The 17,635-nt window shown below is 71.9% G+C and carries 13 protein-coding genes and 1 pseudogene; 6 read left to right on the plus strand and 8 right to left on the minus strand.

What is annotated here, in order from left to right:
- The first annotated feature begins 313 nt into the window (after positions 1-313).
- Positions 314-763, plus strand: a complete 450-nt coding sequence (locus GA0115234_RS05950; protein ID WP_093539805.1) for a PTS sugar transporter subunit IIA — start codon at positions 314-316, stop codon at positions 761-763.
- A 76-nt stretch (positions 764-839) separates the two neighbouring features.
- Positions 840-2,510, plus strand: a complete 1,671-nt coding sequence (ptsP, locus tag GA0115234_RS05955; protein ID WP_093539806.1) for a phosphoenolpyruvate--protein phosphotransferase — start codon at positions 840-842, stop codon at positions 2,508-2,510.
- A gap of 66 nt (positions 2,511-2,576) precedes the next feature.
- Here ptsP and GA0115234_RS05960 read toward each other — a convergent pair whose 3' ends face one another.
- Positions 2,577-3,527, minus strand: a complete 951-nt coding sequence (locus GA0115234_RS05960) for a hypothetical protein (RefSeq protein ID WP_093539807.1) — start codon at positions 3,525-3,527, stop codon at positions 2,577-2,579.
- A gap of 67 nt (positions 3,528-3,594) precedes the next feature.
- Positions 3,595-5,571 (minus strand): acetoacetate--CoA ligase, encoded by a 1,977-nt coding sequence (locus tag GA0115234_RS05965; RefSeq protein ID WP_093539808.1) that lies wholly within the window; start codon positions 5,569-5,571, stop codon positions 3,595-3,597.
- Between the two features lie 221 nt (positions 5,572-5,792).
- Between GA0115234_RS05965 and GA0115234_RS05970 the strand changes: the two genes are divergently transcribed.
- Complete coding sequence (locus tag GA0115234_RS05970; RefSeq protein WP_093539809.1) at positions 5,793-8,144, plus strand: glycoside hydrolase family 31 protein; 2,352 nt, start codon at positions 5,793-5,795, stop codon at positions 8,142-8,144.
- 27 nt (positions 8,145-8,171) lie between these two features.
- On the opposite strand, the gene GA0115234_RS05975 is transcribed toward GA0115234_RS05970, so the two are convergent.
- Positions 8,172-8,705, minus strand: coding sequence for an NUDIX domain-containing protein (locus GA0115234_RS05975; protein WP_093539810.1), 534 nt, complete (start codon positions 8,703-8,705; stop codon positions 8,172-8,174).
- 57 nt (positions 8,706-8,762) lie between these two features.
- Between GA0115234_RS05975 and GA0115234_RS05980 the strand changes: the two genes are divergently transcribed.
- Both GA0115234_RS05980 and GA0115234_RS05985 read left to right on the plus strand, forming a co-directional pair.
- Positions 8,763-9,569 carry a M15 family metallopeptidase gene (locus GA0115234_RS05980; protein WP_093539811.1) on the plus strand — a complete coding sequence of 269 codons (807 nt, stop codon included), beginning with the start codon at positions 8,763-8,765 and terminating at the stop codon, positions 9,567-9,569.
- A gap of 118 nt (positions 9,570-9,687) precedes the next feature.
- Complete coding sequence (locus GA0115234_RS05985; protein WP_093539812.1) at positions 9,688-10,059, plus strand: DUF962 domain-containing protein; 372 nt, start codon at positions 9,688-9,690, stop codon at positions 10,057-10,059.
- Between the two features lie 192 nt (positions 10,060-10,251).
- Here the strand turns inward: GA0115234_RS05985 and GA0115234_RS05990 are convergent, their stop codons facing one another.
- From GA0115234_RS05990 to GA0115234_RS06005, 4 genes are read right to left on the minus strand one after another with little or no spacing between them, the layout of a single operon-like run.
- Complete coding sequence (locus tag GA0115234_RS05990) at positions 10,252-10,857, minus strand: GTP-binding protein (RefSeq protein ID WP_093539813.1); 606 nt, start codon at positions 10,855-10,857, stop codon at positions 10,252-10,254.
- Positions 10,838-11,260, minus strand: a complete 423-nt coding sequence (locus tag GA0115234_RS05995; RefSeq protein WP_093539814.1) for a DUF742 domain-containing protein — start codon at positions 11,258-11,260, stop codon at positions 10,838-10,840. Before GA0115234_RS05995 ends, GA0115234_RS05990 begins: the two co-directional genes overlap by 20 nt.
- Before the next feature lie 7 nt (positions 11,261-11,267).
- A complete protein-coding gene (locus GA0115234_RS06000; protein ID WP_072489357.1) occupies positions 11,268-11,711 on the minus strand; it encodes a roadblock/LC7 domain-containing protein in 444 nt (147 codons plus the stop codon).
- Positions 11,708-14,557 (minus strand): nitrate- and nitrite sensing domain-containing protein, encoded by a 2,850-nt coding sequence (locus GA0115234_RS06005; protein ID WP_093539815.1) that lies wholly within the window; start codon positions 14,555-14,557, stop codon positions 11,708-11,710. Before GA0115234_RS06005 ends, GA0115234_RS06000 begins: the two co-directional genes overlap by 4 nt.
- Positions 14,558-15,068: 511 nt before the next feature.
- Between GA0115234_RS06005 and GA0115234_RS06010 the strand changes: the two genes are divergently transcribed.
- Positions 15,069-15,539 (plus strand): hypothetical protein, encoded by a 471-nt coding sequence (locus tag GA0115234_RS06010; protein ID WP_370803897.1) that lies wholly within the window; start codon positions 15,069-15,071, stop codon positions 15,537-15,539.
- A 139-nt stretch (positions 15,540-15,678) separates the two neighbouring features.
- On the opposite strand, the pseudogene GA0115234_RS06015 reads toward GA0115234_RS06010, so the two are convergent.
- Positions 15,679-17,635, minus strand: a pseudogene (locus GA0115234_RS06015) (hypothetical protein); the annotation flags it as partial.

The following is a 17,635-nucleotide window of genomic DNA, read 5'->3' on the forward strand; positions in this document are numbered from 1 at the left end:
AGTCCGACTCTATCAGCCCTTTTCGCTTTCCCTGACCAGCTCCTGCAGACATGCAGGTGCCGAGTCCGGGTTAAAGTCAGGGTTTAAAAGTCGCCGCCAGCCCCCGACTTAAAGTCGTATTGGGGCCAGGCAGGAGTACGACAGTACAGGCCGCCGGGAGCCGAGGCAAATCGTTGCCGGTGTGACCCTAGGGCCGCGAACCGGCAGCACTCGGGCGGAACCGTCACTTCTTATGACTTACGCTGCTGAACAGCACGCCGTCGCCCACAGGCTGTGACGGCGCCCATCAAGCTCCACCCCTGGGAGGCTCCCTATGACCACTGTGACGTCCCCTCTTGCCGGACGTGCCATCGGGCTCGCTGCGGTACCGGACCCGGTCTTCTCCGGCGCGATGGTGGGTCCTGGAACCGCCATCGACCCCGTGCGCGAGCCGTCCGAGGCCGTGTCGCCGGTCGACGGCATCATCGTCTCCCTGCACCCGCACGCGTTCGTCGTCGTGGACCAGTCGGGCCACGGAGTGCTCACGCACCTCGGTATCGACACCGTTCAGCTCAACGGCGAGGGATTCGAGCTGCTCGTGAACAAGGGGGACACCGTCACCCGCGGTCAGGGCATCGTGCGCTGGGACCCCGCGGCCGTCGAGGCGGCCGGCAAGTCGCCGGTGTGTCCGGTCGTGGCCCTGGAAGCCACCGCCGATTCCCTCTCCGACGTCCGGGAGGACGGCGATGTGAAGGTCGGCGACACCTTGTTCGGTTGGCAGTGACGAGTTCGGCGCGATGACGGCCGACTGGATATCCACCGCGGGGTCACGGACCGCCGCACGACCGGAGACGGGTGACATGGAGACAACGCTGCGAGGCGTCGGTGTGAGCCACGGAGTGGCGATCGGCGAGGTCCGTCACATGGGTACGGCGGTGCTCGAACCGCCGGCGAAGCAGATTCCCGCCGAGGAGGCCGAGCGCGAACAGGGGCGCGCTCGCCAGGCCGTGGAAGCCGTGGCGGCCGACCTGACCGCGCGCGGCAACCTGGCCGGCGGCGAGGCTCAGCATGTGCTGGAGGCCCAGGCCATGATGGCCCAGGACCCCGAGCTGATGGCGGACGTGGAACGGCGCATCGCCGTCGGCAGCACCGCCGAGCGTGGCGTCTACGACGCCTTCGCCTCCTACCGGGCGCTGCTCGCCAACGCCGGGGAGTACCTGGCCGGGCGCGTTGCCGACCTCGATGACGTGCGCAACCGGATCGTGGCCCGGCTGCTCGGTGTGCCGATGCCCGGTGTGCCGGACAGCGACGAACCCTATGTACTGATCGCGCGGGATCTGGCGCCCGCCGACACGGCGCTGCTCGACCCGGCTCTGGTGCTCGGCTTCGTGACCGAGGAGGGCGGGCCGACCAGCCACAGCGCGATCCTCGCCCGCGCGCTCGGGGTGCCCGCCGTCGTGGCGCTCCCCGGTGCCGGTGAGCTCGCCGAGGGCACGGTCATCGCCGTCGACGGGAGCACCGGGGAGATCTTCGTCGAGCCGAGCGCCGGGAAGCGTGCGGAGATGGAGAGCGCTGCCGCGGCGCGCAAGGCCGCGCTGTCGGCCTCGTCCGGTCCGGGTGCGACCTCCGACGGCCACAAGGTCCCGTTGCTCGCCAATGTCGGCGGGCCCGGCGATGTGCCGGCGGCGGTCGAGGCCGGTGCGGAGGGCGTGGGGCTGTTCCGTACCGAGTTCCTGTTCCTGGACGACAGCAAGCGGGCGCCGTCCGAGGAGAAGCAGGTCGCGGCGTACCGGGCTGTGCTGGAGGCGTTCCCCGAGGGGCGTGTCGTCGTGCGGGTACTGGACGCCGGGGCCGACAAGCCGCTGGACTTCCTGACTCCGGCGGACGAGCCGAACCCGGCGCTGGGCGTACGCGGGCTGCGGAGCCTGCTGGACCACCCGGACGTGCTGCGCACCCAGCTGACCGCGCTGTCGAAGGCGGCCCAGGGGCTGCCCGTCCACCTTGAGGTCATGGCGCCGATGGTGGCGGACCGTGCGGATGCCAGGGCCTTCGCCGATGCCTGCCGTGAGGCGGGTCTCCAGGCGAAGTTCGGTGCGATGGTGGAGATTCCGTCCGCCGCGCTGCGGGCACGCTCGATCCTGCGGGAGGTGGAGTTCCTTTCGCTGGGGACCAATGACCTGGCTCAGTACACCTTCGCCGCCGACCGTCAGGTCGGTGCGGTGTCGCGGCTGCAGGACCCGTGGCAGCCCGCACTGCTCGACCTGGTCGCGCTGTCGGCGGAGGCGGCCGGGGCCGAGGGCAAGAGCTGTGGTGTCTGTGGTGAGGCCGCCTCCGATCCGCTGTTGGCCTGTGTCCTGACGGGGCTGGGTGTGACGTCGCTGTCGATGGGTGCCGCGTCCATTCCCTACGTGCGCGCCACGCTGGCGAAGTACACGCTCGCGCAGTGCGAGCGTGCCGCTTCCGCCGCTCGGGCGGCGGACTCCGCCGAGGAGGCGCGGGTCGCGGCTCAGGCGGTGCTGTCGGGCGAGTAGGTCGCACGGCGTTCCGTCGTGAAGGGGGCTTCCCGCCGAGGATGGCGGGGAGCCCCCTTCGGCATGTCAGTGGTGCGCTTCCGGTTCGTCCGCGCCGAGGTCGAAGCCGGCGCAGTACTCCACGTGGGACTCCGGGGCGACGGGTTCGCCGGTGTCGGCGTCGGCGTCGGTGCAGTAGGCGCTGAAGACCTCACCGGCGCTGAGCGGGACCAGGCCGCCGCGGATCAGCCGCCAGCCATGCACCCGGTCCTGGGCGCCGGGGCTGCTCGTACGGAGCACGACTCCCCCGGGTTTCTCCAGGGCGATGCCCACGGCGAGCACCGTGACGAACTCAGCCCCTTCCTCGGATTCGAGCCGGGCGGGCCCGGCGGCATCGCGCTCGGTGTGCAGGACGGCGAGCAGGTGCTCCTGATCGGCGGGGGTGCTGCAGACCAGGTGGTGGGTGCCGGGGCCCGCCGTCTCCAGGATGCGGTGCAGGAGGTGCGAGGCCCGGTCGAAGGCGGCGTGGCCGACGTCCTGTCCGCAGTCCGCGCAGGGGCCGAGGCCGGCCAGGAGCGTCGTGGCGTACTCCCAGGTGGCCCTCCGGACGGCTCGGCTGACCAGGAGCGGGATCAGGGTGTCGATGGGTTGTCCGGCGTAGGCGACGGTGGCGCCGGCCGAGGCGATTTCGGCGGTGAAGCGGCTGCGGCTGGCCGGGTCGTCGGGGGCGAGTCCGGACTCGGCGCAGAACTCCGCGTACTCCTCGGGGTCGAAGAGGGCGACCGTGGCGTGGGCGCCCTGTGCGCAGAGGTCCTTCAGCAGGGTTTCGACCTGCCGTAGATAGACGGTGTGGTCGTCGAAGGTGAAGGTGCGGTAGCGCCGCATCGCCGCGAAGTCCTGCTCGTCGGCCAGGAGGCCGATGGTGCTGGGTGCTTCGCGGCGCAGCGTGCGTCGCATGGATGTGGCGGACCGGCGGTACCCGGCGGTCCTGCCGTGATTTCCGCTGCCGTCGTTTCCGTTGTTCCTGTTGTGCGCCATGACTCCCCCAGTGCGCTGTCGATCATTGCTCACTCAGAGTAATCAGGGGCACTGACAGCGGGACCGCTCAGCGGCGCTTGCGGGCGAGGTCCTCGTAGAAGTGGAGGAGTTCGAGGTTGTCGATCGAGCCGGGGTTGACCGCCTTGGCGAGCGCCGTGCCCTGCAGGAGGCGTTTGACCGGGACCTCGATGCGCTTGCCGGTCAGGGTGTGCGGGATAGCGGGAACTTCGATGACCTCGTCCGGGACATGGCGCGGGGAGAGATTCTCCCGGATGGTCCGCTTGATGCTGTCGCGTAGTTCGTCGTCGAGCCGCGCGCCTTCGGCGAGGTGGACGAAGAGCGGCATCCAGTAGCCACCGTCGGGCTCTTCGAGGCCGACGACGAGGGATTCGCGGATCTCGGGGAGCCGCTCGACGGCCTCGTAGATGTCGGCGGAGCCCATCCGTACACCCTGGCGGTTGAGGGTGGAGTCGGAGCGGCCGTGGATGATGACCGAGCCGTGTTCGGTGATCGTGATCCAGTCGCCGTGGCGCCAGACGCCGGGGTACATGTCGAAGTAGCTGTCGTGGTAGCGGCTGCCGTCGGGGTCGTTCCAGAACCGGATGGGCATGGAGGGCATGGGCGCGGTGACGACGAGTTCGCCGACCTCGCCGATGAGCGGTTCGCCTGCGGGGTCCCAGGACCGGAGGTCCGTGCCCAGGCAGGCGGCCTGGAGTTCCCCGATGTGCACGGGGAGGGTGGGGACCGCGCCGGCGAAGCAGCTGCAGACGTCCGTGCCCCCGCTGACGGAGGCGATCCACAGATCCTCGGCCACCTCGTCGTGGAGCCAGCGGAAGCCGTCGGGCGGGAGCGGGGAGCCGGTGGTGGCGACGCACTGGATGCGGGAGAGGTCGAAGTCGCGGCCCGGGTGGACGTCGGCCTTGCGGCAGGCCATGACGTAGGCGGCCGAGGTGCCGAAGAGGGTGGCTCCGGTCTGTTCGGCGACGCGCCACTGGGCGCTGACGTCCGGGAAGCCGGGGCTCCCGTCGTACAGCACGAGGGTGGTTCCGGTGAGGAGGCCGGAGACGAGGAAGTTCCACATCATCCAGCCGGTGGAGGTGTACCAGAAGAAGCGGTCCTCGGGGCCGAGGTCGCAGTGCAGGCCGATCTGCTTGAAGTGCTCCAGCAGGATGCCGCCCTGGGACTGCACGATCGCCTTGGGGAGCCCGGTGGTGCCGGAGGAGTAGAGCACCCAGAGCGGGTGGTCGAAGGGGACCTGCTCGAAGACGGGCTCGGTGTCCGCGGAGGTGAGGGCGGACCATTCGAGGGCGCCCTCGGGGGCCTCGGTGCCCAGCAGCGGGATGTGGACGACGGCGCGCAGGGTGGGGAGTTCGCGGCGCAGCTCCGCGACGGTGTCGGCGCGGTGGTGTTCCTTGCCGCCGTAGCGGTAGCCGTCGACCGTGAAGAGGACGACGGGTTCGACCTGCTGGAAGCGGTCGAGGACGCTGCGGGCGCCGAAGTCCGGGGCGCAGGACGTCCAGACGGCGCCGACGGCCGCGGTGGCGAGGAAGGCGACGACGGCCTCGGGGATGTTCGGGAGGTAGCCGCTGACCCGGTCGCCCGGTGTGACGCCCAGGGCGCGGAGTTCGGCGGCGAGCGAGCCGACCCGGCGGCGGAGTCCGGACCAGGAGACGGGGACCTGGGTGTGGGTCTCGTCGACGTGGAGCAGGGCGGGGGCGTCCGCACGCAGAGGATCCTCGGCGGTGCGCAGCGCGTGTTCGGCGTAGTTGAGGGTGGCGCCGGGGAACCACTGGGCGCCGGGCATGGTGCGGTCGCCGAGGACGGTCTCGTACGGGGTGGAGAACCGTACGTCGAACCAGTCGGCGACGGCCTGCCAGAAGGTGTCGAGTTCATCCACGGACCACTGGTGCAGTGCCGGGTAGCCGCCGTCGGCCGGTGCTCCGTAGCGCTGGGAGGCCCAGCTCTGGAAGCGGGTGACGGCGGCGGCCGCGATGCGGTCGGGGCCGGGCTGCCAGAGGGGGGTTTCGTTGGCTGCGGCGGTCATGGGGCGGCTCCCTGGCTGTACGGGTACGCGGGATGGGCGTGGGTCGCGCGCACGTGCTGGGGTGTGCGCGTGAGGCGGCTTTCACGGACGATGCCATGTGATCGTCCTTCGCACCAGGGTTCCCCGCCCATGGTCGCGGGTCCGGTCATGTGGTCCGGCCACGGGTGAACGGAAGTTGAACGGAGCCCGCATCCGCCCCGCCGGATGGCAGGGTGAGCTGCATGGACGGTCGTGACCTGGTGCGCTCGGTGAAGATGGTCGGTTCGGTGCGGGGGTTGCGCGCGTGGCGCTCCTCCTGGCGCCGCCGGAGTGCGGATGCGCGGGCGCTGCCGCCGCGCGGTGCGGAGCGGGCGCGGGTGCCCGGTCCGGTGGTGGGGGCGGAGCCGGAGCCGGGCGGGGGTGTGGTGCGGTTCGCCCGTTCGGAGTTGCGGGTGCGGGTGGCGGTGGGCGGTGCGGTGTTCTGGGGGTGGGACGGGGCGGAGCCGCTGCCGTCGTACGCGCTGCCCGGTGCGGCGCCGGAGCCGGATCTGCGGGCGGTGCTGGAGCCGGACAAGGACGGCGGCTGGCAGGTGGTCTCGGAGCGGCTGACCGTCGCGGTGTCACGGCACGGGGCGGTGGAGCTGCGTACTCCTGGCGGGGTGGTGCTCCGGCGCGAGCTGCCGCCGCGCTGGTGGGAGCCGGTGGCGGGTGGTGATGCCCGGTGGGTACAGCGTTCCGAGGTGCCCGCCGACGCCCGGTTCTTCGGGCTGGGCGGCCGGGCGTCGGGGCCGCGGCTGCGGGACGGTGCGTACGGGCTGTGGAACACCGATCCCGGGGGGCGGTTCGGGCCCGGGGACGATCCGCTGTATCTGACGATGCCGGTGCAGCTCGTGGTGGGTGACGCGGGGACGCATCTGGTGTTCCACGACAACACCTGGCCGGGGCGGGTGACGCTGCGCGAGGGCGAGGAGGGGGCGGGCTCCGGCCATGACCGGCCGGGGATGTGCGAGGTGCGGATGGACGGGGGGCCGTTGCGCTGCTGGGTGGTGACGGGTACGCCGGCCCGGGTGCTGCAGGGCTGGACGGCTCTCACGGGCGCCCCGGCGCTGCCCCCGTCCTGGGCGTTGGGTCCGCAGCACGCCCGGTGGGGGTTCGGGAGCGAGCGGGAGGTCCGGCGGGTCGTCGACGGCTACCGGCAGCGGGGGCTGCCGCTGTCCGTGCTGCATCTGGACATCGACCACTACGACGGGCACCGGGTGTTCACCGTCGATCACGGGCGCTTTCCCGATCTGCCGGGCCTGGCGAAGGAGTTGCGGGAGGACGGCGTGCGGTTGGTGTCGATCGTCGATCCCGCGGTGAAGGCGGAGCCGGGGAACGCGGTGTTCGACGCGGGGGCGGCGGTCGGGGACGGCGGGGCGTTCGTCCGGGACGCGCGGGGGCGTGTGGTGCGCGGGGAGGTGTGGCCGGGTGAGTGCGTGTTCCCGGATTTCACCGATCCCGGGGTGCGGGAGTGGTGGGGCGGTCTGTACGAGGAGCGGCTGGCGCAGGGGTTCTCGGGGGTGTGGCACGACATGAACGAGCCGGTGTCCTTCGCCGCGTTCGGGGATCCGACGCTGCCCCGGTCGGCGCGGCACGCTCTGGAGGGGCGCGGGGGTGATCATCGCGAGGCCCACAATGTGTATGCGCTGGCGATGGCGCGGGCCGGGTACGAGGGGCTGCGCCGGCTGCGGCCCGGGGAGCGTCCGTTCCTGTTCTCGCGGTCCGGCTGGGCGGGGATGCAGCGGTACGGGGGCACCTGGTCCGGTGATGTGGCGACCGGCTGGCCGGGGCTGCGGGCCTCGTTGGCGCTGGTGCTGGGGCTGGGGCTGTGCGGAGTGCCGTACTCGGGGCCCGATGTGGGCGGGTTCGACGGGTCGCCGTCGCCCGAGTTGTATCTGCGGTGGTTCCAGCTGGGCGCGTATCTGCCGTTGTTCCGTACCCATGCGGCGATCGACGCGGGGCGGCGGGAGCCGTGGGAGTTCGGGCCGCAGGTGCTCGAACACGCGCGGGCCGCGCTGGCGGAGCGGGAGCGGCTGCACCCGTATTTCGTGACGCTGTCGCGGCTGGCCTCGCTGACCGGTGCCCCGTATGTGCGGCCGTTGTGGTGGGGTGCGCCCGGGGACCGGGCGCTGCGGGACTGCGAGGACGCGTTCCTGCTGGGTGACGCCCTGCTGGTGGCGCCGGTGCTGGAGCGCGGGGCGGATCGGCGGGCGGTGCGGTTGCCGCGGGGGCGCTGGTACGACACGGCGAGCGGTGAGGTGTACGAGGGACCGGGTCAGGTGTTGCTCGATGCGCCGCTGTCTCGGATTCCGGTGCTGGCGCGGGCGGGGGCGGTGCTGCCGGTGCGGGGTGCGGACGGTGGTGCGGAGCTGGAGGTGTGGGCTCCGGCGGCGGGTCGCGGCGGGGGCGGGCTGGTGGTGCGGGACGCGGGGGACGGCTGGGAGCGGGCGGAGGTCGAGCGGTACACGTCGCGGTGGGTGGACGGGCGGGTCCTGGTCGAACGGGAGGGTGTGGAGGGGCCGGTGGGGTGCCCGGTGCGGGTGCGGGGCCTGTAGGCGGGTCCGTGGTGTGCGGCGGGGCGGTCAGCGGTAGCCGCCGTCGAACCAGGTGCGGACGGCGTGGGTGTGCAGGGGGAAGGCGAGCTCGGTGGGTTCCCGGAGCAGCCGGAAGCCGGAGGTCTCGTCGGTGGGGCGGGAGAGCGGGAGGGCGGCCGCGGCGCGTTCCGGGAGGAGGCCGAAGAGGAGGAGGTGGCCGTCCGGGGCGCTGAGGGCGTCGGCGAGGCGGACCTCCCGTGCGTCGGCGCCGATGCCGGTCTCCTCGCCGAGTTCCCGGACGACCGCGTGTTTCCAGTCCTCGTCGTGGTCGATGTAGCCGCCGGGGAGGGCGAGGCCGCCGCGGTGGGGCGGGATGGTGCGGGTGATCACGACGAGGCCGGTGCCGTGCCGGCCGGTGACGGGGAGCAGGGCCACGGCGACCGGCAGCGGATTGCGGTAGGCGGTGGTGCCGCAGGCGGTGCAGGTGCGGGGCCAGGTGACGGCTGCGGCGTAGGGCGCTCCGCAGCTGCCGCAGTGGGAGTTCCTGGCCGGCTTCTCGGAGTGGTTCTCGGGCGCGGACACGCGCGGACTGTATCCGATCGTCCGGCGGGCTCCCCCGTACTCCTGGATTATGTGCCCATGACAGGTCTCGCTTCCGCTTTCCGTGTTCTTGCGGCCACCGCCGCCGCCCTGCTCGCCTCGACCGCCGCCGCCCCCGCGGCCGGGGCGAGGCCCGAGCCGAAGGCGCCGGAGGAGTTCGTCGCGCTCGGCTCGGTCGACCCGACGATCATCCAGGAGATGCGCTACCCCACCGCCCACACCTTCATGGGCGTCCCGGTGGACGGGTACCGCCGGCCGCTCTGCATCCTGACCCGGCCCGCGGCGCGGGCCCTGCACGACGCGCAGACCCGACTGCTGCGCCGTGGCTACTCGCTGAAGGTCTACGACTGCTACCGGCCGCAGCGGGCGGTCGACCACTTCGTACGGTGGGCGAAGGATCTCGACGACCAGACCATGAAGGGCGAGTTCTACCCCCGGGTCGACAAGACGCGGCTGTTCGCGGACGGCTACATCGCCGAGAAGTCCGGGCACAGCCGCGGCAGCACGGTGGATCTGACGCTGGTGAAGCTGCCTGCCGCGCCGACCCCGCCGTACCGGCCCGGCAGCCCGCGGGTGCCCTGCTACGCGCCCGCGGCCGAGCGGTTCCCGGACAATTCCGTGGACATGGGCACCGGGTTCGACTGCTTCGACACGCTCTCGCACACCGATGATCCGCGCGTCCAGGGGACGCAGCGCGCCCATCGGCAGTTCCTGAAGAAGATGCTCACGGACGCCGGTTTCGTGAATCTGGCGGAGGAATGGTGGCACTACACCTTCACGCCCGAACTGTTCCCGGACACCTATTTCGACTTCCCCGTAGCCCGGCGTTCCGTCGCGGGGCACTGACGCCGCCGAGCGGAGACGGACGGCCGGAACCACCCCCGTGGGCCCCGGCCGTCCGCTCCTTCTTCTCCGACGCGGCCCGGCCGTTTCCGGTTGCGCTCCGAGCCGTTACGGTGCCCGTATGTCACAGCAGACGTTCGATTCGTACGAGGAGTTCTGGCCCTACTACGTGGCGATGCATTCGAAGGCCGCGACCCGGTGGGTCCATCTGACCGGCACGCTGACCGGGCTCGCGGTCACCGCCTACGCTCTGGCACGGGGGCGCAAGAGGTATGCGGCCGCGCTGCCGCTGATCGGGTACGGGACCGCCTGGCCCGCGCACTTCCTGATCGAGAAGAACAATCCGGCCACCTTCGGGCATCCCGCCTGGTCGCTCCGCGGCGATGTGCAGATGATCCGGATGATGCTGGCGGGACGCGACCACGAGCTGGCCGAGACCGCCGTCAAGTGGCTCGCGGAGAACGGCTGCGGCCAGGAGTGCCAGGGGTCTTGACCGTCCGTCATCGCGGGAGGGGTCTCCTGGACCGGTCCCGTGACGACGCACGGCCCGTACCCCGGTCGGGGTGCGGGCCGTGTCGGCGCTAGGGCCTTTCGTTTGGATCCGGCCGGATCAGGGAGCGGGGTCCGGTGTGTGCGAGCGTGCGTGCCGGACCCCGCCAGCCCGGCCTGATCCAAACGAAAGGCCCTATGTCGTGGCCGGCTCGGGAACGCGTTCCACACGGGCCACCGCGTGCTCGACGACGGCCACGAGCACGTCCCGTACGGAGCCGCGGTCGCGTGCGTCGCACATGAGCACGGGCACTTCCGGGTCCAGGTCCAGCGCCGCCTGCACCGTCTCGGTGGCGAACGTGTCCGCTCCCTCGAAACAGTTGACGGCGACGGTGAACGCGATCTTGCGGCGTTCGAAGTAGTCGACCGCCGCGAAGCAGTCCTCCAGCCGCCGGGTGTCCGCGAGCACCACCGCGCCCAGCGCACCCTGGGCCAGCTCGTCCCACAGGAACCAGAAGCGGTCCTGCCCCGGGGTGCCGAAGAGGTACAGCACCAGGTCCTCGCGGAGGGTGATCCGGCCGAAGTCCATGGCCACGGTGGTGGTGGTCTTCGTCTCCACCCCCGCCAGGTCGTCCACCGGACGGCCCGCCTCGCTGAGTCTCTCCTCCGTGCGCAGCGGCCTGATCTCACTGACCGCGCCGACCAGAGTCGTCTTGCCCACTCCGAAGCCGCCCGCCACCAGGATTTTCAGGGTAACGGGCTCCACGGGCCGCTTCTTGCGGCTAGAGCGCCCGAAGGCCATTGATCACCTCGCGAAGAATGTTCACGTCCGGCAGCTCGGCCGGCGGAACGGGACGGGTTACGTGCACCAGCTCGTCCTCGACGAGGTCGCCGACCAGCACCCGGACCACCCCGACGGGGAGATCCAGGCCGGCCGCGAGCTCCGCGATCGACTGGGGCATGCCACTGCAGAGTTCGACGATCTCCACGTGTTCCGGTGAGAGCGTCTGGTCCCGGCCGGGGTCGTCGGCCTCGGGTTCGGGCACGACGACCGCGATCAGGTCGAGCCGATGGCGGGAGGCGCTGCTGGTACGGCCCCGGGTCATCGCGTACGGACGGACCACCGGTCCCGCGTCGGCGTCGTACCAGCGCGAGGCCTGGGGGTCGGTGGGCGTTGCCTGAGATCTGGAGGAGTCGGCGCTCACCGTCCACTCACCCCCCGGCGGACAGACCGGTCGTCCGGGGGGCGTTGGCCAGATGGGCGCCGACGCGCTTGACCATCAGCGTCATCTCGTACGCCACCTGGCCCACGTCGGAGTCCGCGTCGGCCAGGACCGCGAGACAGCTGCCGTCACCGGCAGCGGTGACGAACAGGAACGCCTCGTCGAGTTCGACGACGGTCTGGCGGACCCGGCCCGCGTCGAAGTGCCGCCCGACACCCTTGGCGAGACTGTGGAATCCGGAGGCGACGGCCGCCAGATGCTCACTGTCCTCGCGGGTCAGGTCCTTCGACGTGCCGGTGGCGAGGCCGTCGCTGGAGAGCACCAGCGCCTTGTGGATGCTGGCGACGCGCTCGACGAGTTCGTCGAGGAGCCAGTTGAGCTGGCCGGAGCCCTGGCGTGCGGCGTTGGTTGCTGCGACGTTCGGTGCGGTCATCGACCGTCCCCTCCCGGAGTGGTTCCTTGTGCTGTGTCACCGGGACCGGTCACGTCCTCGGCGTTCTGCCGACGGCCGCGCTGCCAGCCACGCTGGAGCGAAGCCATACGGCTGCGCACCTCCTCCGCATCACGCTCGAAGTCCTGATCCGGTTCCGTTCGGGCCGGCTCGGCATCGCGGACGCCCGATTCCTCGCGCAGTTGCGGGGCGAGACTGGCCTGCCGGATGCGGCGGGGCAGTCCGCCCACGGTCTCCCGGGTGCTCGGGGCACCGGGGGACGCGGGCTTCTCGGGTGTGGCGGGCTCGGTGGGTTTCCGGAAGCCGGTGGGCTGCCGGGGTTCGGTGGCCGCCCCGGGACGCCTTCGGCCGGCGTCGGGGGGCGTGCTGTCGATGGAGGGGCCACCCGCGTCGGCGGGGCCCGGCGGGACGGCGTGCTCGGCGGTCGCGGGATGGGCGCGGCCCGTCCCGTCGACCCGGCGGCCGTTGTCGGTGATCAGGGTCGGCGGCTTGCGGCGGGGCAGCGGCACCGGACCGACGGGGCGCATCGGCCGTACGCCGGCCGGCGGCTCGGCCGCCTGGTCGTCGGCCTGCTGGTGCTGATCGCGATCGGCGTCGCGCCGGAGGTCGCGGGCGCGGAAGATGCCGCCGCGTTCGCTCTCGGTGTCGTCGATGTCGGAGGAGCCGCCCAGCAGGGGGTCGAGCAGCGGATCGAGCAAGGGGTCGCTCTCGAAACCCAGCGTTCCGACGGGTCCTTCGAGCTCGACGGGTCCGTCCAGGAGGGCCGGGTCCACCAGGCCGGTCGGAACGGGGGCGAGCCCGGCGGCCCGGCGGTCCGCCGCGCCGTCCTTGCGGCCCCGGTCGCTGCCGGACGCCTCTCCGGCCGCCCTGCCACCGCTGCCGATCGCCCGCTCGGCCCGGCGGTCGAGGCGGAACCCGGTGCCGTGCGTGTCCGGGGCGTCGGTGAGCAACGCCGCCGGGATGAAGACCACGGCGGTCGTACCACCGTACGGAGAAGTCTGCAGCGAGACGCGGACGTTCTGGCGCTGAGCGAGACGGCTGACCACGAACAGGCCGAGCCGGTCGGTGTCGGAGAGCTCGAACTCGGGTGTCTCGGCGAGCCGGAGGTTGGCGTCCAGGAGGACGTCCGGCGGCATGCCGAGGCCCCGGTCGTGGATTTCGAGCGTGAAGCCGTTGGAGACGCGCTCGCCGTGCACCTGGACCGCGGTGTGCGGGGGCGAGAACACGGTCGCGTTCTCCAGGAGTTCGGCGATCAGATGGGTGAGGTCGGCGACGGCCGGGCCGCCCACACCGATGCGGGGCAGGCGGCGGACCTCGATCCGTTCGTAGTCCTCGACCTCGGCGACCGCCGCCCGCACCACGTCCATCAGCTGGATCGGCTTGCGCCACTGGCGGGAGGGGGCCGCGCCGGAGAGGATCACCAGGCCCTCGGCATGGCGGCGCATGCGGGTGGTGAGGTGGTCGAGGCGGAAGAGGTCCGCGAGTTCATCGGTGTTCTCGGTACGGCGCTCCATCGAGTCCAGGAGGGTCAGCTGCCGGTGCAGGAGCACCTGGTTGCGGCGGGCGAGGTTGACGAAGACCTCGGACACGCCGCGTCGCATGTCCGCCTGCTTGACAGCCGCCTCGACGGCCGCCCGTTGCAGGGTGTTGAGGGCCTGGCCGACCTGGCCTATCTCGTCGCGTTCGTACTGGAGGTGCGGGGCCTCCGTCTCGACGTCGACCTGTTCCCCGGCGGCGAGCCGGCGCATCACGCTGGGCAGCCGCACGCCGGAGACCTCGTGGGCGTCCTTGCGGAGCCGGGAGAGGTCGCGGATCAGCTCACGGCCGATGCGTACGGAGACGAACACCGAGGCGATCAGGGCGAGGAATCCGAGGACGCCCGCGATACCGGCCTGGATCAGGACACGGTAGCCGGCGGGCTTGCCGCGGTCCTGGAAGCGGTGGTTCATCTCGGTGGAGTCGTTGGCCAGCCGCTCCAGGACCGGAGGGGCCGCCTCCTGCCAGCGTTCGGCGTCGACGGCGCGCGGGTCCTGGGTGGGTCCGTCCTCGATGAGGGTCTTCTCCGCCGTCCGCAGCGGCTCGCTGTCCGGGCTCGCCCAGTACTGCTCCACGCGTCGGCGCTCCGAGGCGGGCAGCGCGTCGACGTTGATCTCGTAGAGCAGCTCGCGGCCGGCCACGAGGTCGGAGATCTGGCGCAGTTCGGCGGCGGTGAGCCGTCCGGCGATCAGTGACGAGGAGACCAGGGCGTCCTCGCGGGAGAGCATTTCGCGGGCCCGTGAGACGCCGACCAGTGCCCGGACCTGCTTGTCCATGGACACGTTCTCCATCGTGCGGAGGCCGGTCAGGAAGCGGTAGCAGGGGTCGATGAGCCGACCGTAGAAATCCATCGCCTTGGAACGGTCGATGGTGCGTCTGTCGACCGACTCACGGAGCGCGCCCAGCCCCTCGACGGTGCCGAAGATCGAGTTCAGCCGTGCGCCGTCCTCGGAGCTGAGCGCGTCGCGGATGTCGTTCTGCCGGGCGCTGTCCTTGACGCCGGTCAGGACGCGGTCGGTGGCCGCGCGTTGGCGTTGCAGGAGCGGGAGGGCGTCGGAGGCCCGGGGGTCGGCGAGGAAGACCAGCGTCTGGCGGCGCTCGTCCTGCAGGGCACGGACGGTGTTCTCCAGGGGATGGCCGACCTTCTCCATGATCGTGCTCGCGCTCAGCATGTGCCGGGCCTCGCGCCCCGTCAGATAGGTGGCGAATCCCCAGAGTCCGGTGAGGGAGACGAGCGGCACCAGCAGCAGCGCCACGATCTTCCTGCGGATGGACTTCCCGCGAAAGCGCATGGACTCCCCCAGCTCGACCCCGCGGAGCGGCGGTCGTGTTTCGTCAACAAACGGCGCGAGCCTACTACTGACGGAGTAGCAACTCGAAGGGCTGTCCGGACGATTTTCAGCCGTGCTATCCGGTGTTGGTCATGGGTTGTCCTGGTATTACGTGCAAAGAAATTCGCGAAAGCGGCAGAAGAGACCAGCCAGGGCCGCATTCTGTTCGGTAGGGCAGTTGGCTGGAACTCTTCGCTTCTCGACGGCTCGAGGGAATCTTCACGGTCGTCCACTCGTCTCTCTGTACGGGACAGGGGCAACACGGGGAGAGCCAGGGCCCGTTCAGCGGGATCATGGCGGGGTCGGGCCGACCCGTTCAGCGGGATCATGGTCGGGCCGGACCGCCCGGTTCGCCGGGCGGGCGGCGCGGGGCGGACGCCACGGGGCAAGGACGGCCCGATCCGCCCGCGTAGAAACGGCGCATGCCGGGCAGCAACCCTGAAGTCGGACTGTGGTGGGGAGTGGAGAGTCCTTGAAAACGGAACAGCGTCGAGGTGCGGTGTGGTCGGCACCGGCCGCGACGGCGAGCTCGGCGGGGGGCGGGGCGAGGATCCCGCGCCAGCAGCTGTGGGTGGAGGAACCCGCGACCCGGCGACGGATGCCGGACCCGGTGCGCGGCTCCGCGGTGCGTGCGGTCCTCATCATGTCGCTGACGATCATCCAGGCCATGGTGGCGTTCCTGTGCACGCTGGCCGGGTCCTGGCTGGCCTTTCCCATGGTGCTGAGCAGTGTGGGCAGCACCGTGGTCGCGACCTGGTCGGTGCTGGACGTCTGGGTCACCCGGCAGGTGTGGAATCAGCGCAACGGCGTGGTTTCGGTGCCGAGCAGTTCGGCGCGGCAGCTGCGCCGGGAGCGACGCAGGGCACGGCGGGCCGAGCGGTCCGCGCAGCGGGACGAGGCGCGGATACGCCGCCGGGGCGCGGGAAGCCTGTCACGGGCCTGAGTGCCCACGGTCCGTGCCCGCGCCCGCCCCCGCACGTTCCCGGCCGGGTCGTCCCCGCACGTTCCCGACTGGCCCGTCCCCACTCGTGTCGCTGCTCGATCCTGCTCGTCGCTCCCGTGTCGTTCCCTCCCCGGGTCGTCTACTCGTCGGAGGCGGAGGAGACGGGAACGGGGATCTCGGCGGTGTCGGGGGAAGCCGGGGCGCGCTTGAACATCCGGGTGGCGGTGATCTCTCCGTGGACCGTCTCACCGTTCGGGTCCTGCTGCGGCAGCCCGGGGCGCAGATGTTCCTCCACGCTGATGTACTTCAGCCCGGCACGCAGATCCGCGTCATTGCGCAACCGGATGACCAGCGGGAATTCGGCGAGCGCCGTGGTGTCGAACAGTCCGGTCGTGTAGAGCAGCTGCACGCCCAGGGCGTCCGACACCGCGCGCTGGAGCTCCAGCAGATAGGTGGCGTTGGCGCGGCCGATGGGGTTGTCCAGGAAGAGGGTGCCCGCGTGCCGGTGCTGGTGCCGGTCACGGCCCCGGTCGTTGCTGCGCAGCGCGGCCATCGTGCAGTACAGGGCGATGGCGGCGGTGAGCAGCTGGCCGCCGGAGAAGACGTCGCCCATCTGTCCGACCGGGACGCGCTCGGCGCGGAGCACGGCGTCCGGCTTGAGGATCTCCACGGCGATGCCCTTGGGCTCCAGAGCCGCCTGCACACCGCGCAGCAGCAGGGACATGCCGTCCCTGCGCAGATCGGAGTTCTTCTTCAGCGCGGCGCGGGTCGCCTCGTCGACGACCTCGCCGAGCCGCTCGGTGAGCACCGCCTGATCGGGTTCCTCGAAGCGGATCCGGAGGAACTCCTGGCCGGACCACTCCCCCAGCCCTTCGGGCAGCCGGGAGAGGCGCTGGGCGGACCGGAGGGTGGTGAGGGCGGACTCCACGAGACCGCGGAGCCGGTCGACGATGGAGTCGCGGTTGCGCTCCAACTGGGCCAGTTCGTCGGTGAGTACCCGGAGCCGGGGCGCGAAGGCGGCGGCCCACTTCTCGGCGTGCTCGGGCAGCGCCGCGGCCGGCAGCTCACGGATCTGCTGACGGGCGGGGGTGCGGACCTGTTCGTAGCGCGTGGAGTTGGCGTGCCGTACGAGCACGTCGCTCGCCTCGCGGACGGCACTCTCGGCGGCGGAGAGGTCGGCGGCACAGCCGCGCAGTGAGCGGCGGGCCTCGGCGGCGGACTGCCGGGCCTCGTCGAGACTGCCCGGGTACGGCTCGGGGGCCTCGCTGTCGTCCTCCGTGCCGTGGTCCCTGAGCAGGTCGCGCAGGAGCGCCGCCGTCTCGTCGAAGCCGCCTGCCGAGTCCTCGGCGGTGCGGTGGGCGCGCAGCAGTTCGGCGTGGGCGGCGCGGGCGGTGTCCAGGGTCGCGGTGGCGGCGGCCAGCTCGGCCGTGGCGGTACGCAGGAGGGTCTGGGCCTGGTCGGCGTCGGCGGGGACCAGCTCGTCGGGGAGTTCCGTGTGGTGGGACTCGCCGTCGTCCGGGGCCAGGCGTTCGGTCTCGCCGCGGAGCCGGCCCAGCTGCTCGCTCGCCGTGGAGGCCCTGGTCTCCAGGAGCTGCACCAGGGACTCGGCCCGTGCGGCGGCCGCCTGCCGGGAGGGGCCGTCCGCGCCGTCGGTGCCTTCGAGGAGCAGGGCGGCGCGGGTGCGGACCTTGTTGGTGAGCCGGTCCAGCTCGGCGAGGGCGGCGCTCTCGTCGCTCTCCGCACGGGCCTGTTCGGCGCGCAGATCAGCGCCGACGCCGACCTTCTCGTACAGCTGGGAGGCGGCCCGGTACGCCTCGCGCAGCGCGGGGAGCGCGGGGCGCGGGTTCTCGTCGTCCCGGGGCTCCGGGAGCTGTTCGGGGGCGCCCGCGATCTCCGCTCGTTCGGCGCGCAGGGCGCGGGCCGTGCGCCGGGCGTCGTCGGCGGCGCGCTGGGCGGCCCGGCGGTCCTCGTCGGCGGCGCGGGCGCGCTCCAGGCAGACGGTGGCGCGAGCTTCGGACTCGGCGGCCTCGTCGACGAGTTCGCGGAGTTTCGCCTGCCAGCCGGCGCGTTCGCGGAGCCGGTGGGCGAGGCCCGCG

The sequence above is a fragment of the Streptomyces sp. DvalAA-43 genome, from assembly GCF_900091725.1.
GTDB classification, from domain to species: Bacteria; Actinomycetota; Actinomycetes; order Streptomycetales; family Streptomycetaceae; genus Streptomyces; species Streptomyces pulveraceus.

Bases quoted from the DNA above. Each gene is read 5' to 3' on its own strand.
- GA0115234_RS05970 (WP_093539809.1), top strand. From the start codon at position 5,793: ATGGACGGTCGTGACCTGGTGCGCTCGGTGAAGATGGTCGGTTCGGTG.
- GA0115234_RS05990 (WP_093539813.1), bottom strand. From the start codon at position 10,857: ATGGCCTTCGGGCGCTCTAGCCGCAAGAAGCGGCCCGTGGAGCCCGTT.
- GA0115234_RS06005 (WP_093539815.1), bottom strand. From the start codon at position 14,557: ATGCGCTTTCGCGGGAAGTCCATCCGCAGGAAGATCGTGGCGCTGCTG.
- GA0115234_RS05980 (WP_093539811.1), top strand. From the start codon at position 8,763: ATGACAGGTCTCGCTTCCGCTTTCCGTGTTCTTGCGGCCACCGCCGCC.
- GA0115234_RS05960 (WP_093539807.1), bottom strand. From the start codon at position 3,527: ATGGCGCACAACAGGAACAACGGAAACGACGGCAGCGGAAATCACGGC.
- GA0115234_RS05985 (WP_093539812.1), top strand. From the start codon at position 9,688: ATGTCACAGCAGACGTTCGATTCGTACGAGGAGTTCTGGCCCTACTAC.
- GA0115234_RS06000 (WP_072489357.1), bottom strand. From the start codon at position 11,711: ATGACCGCACCGAACGTCGCAGCAACCAACGCCGCACGCCAGGGCTCC.
- ptsP (WP_093539806.1), top strand. From the start codon at position 840: ATGGAGACAACGCTGCGAGGCGTCGGTGTGAGCCACGGAGTGGCGATC.
- GA0115234_RS05950 (WP_093539805.1), top strand. From the start codon at position 314: ATGACCACTGTGACGTCCCCTCTTGCCGGACGTGCCATCGGGCTCGCT.
- GA0115234_RS05965 (WP_093539808.1), bottom strand. From the start codon at position 5,571: ATGACCGCCGCAGCCAACGAAACCCCCCTCTGGCAGCCCGGCCCCGAC.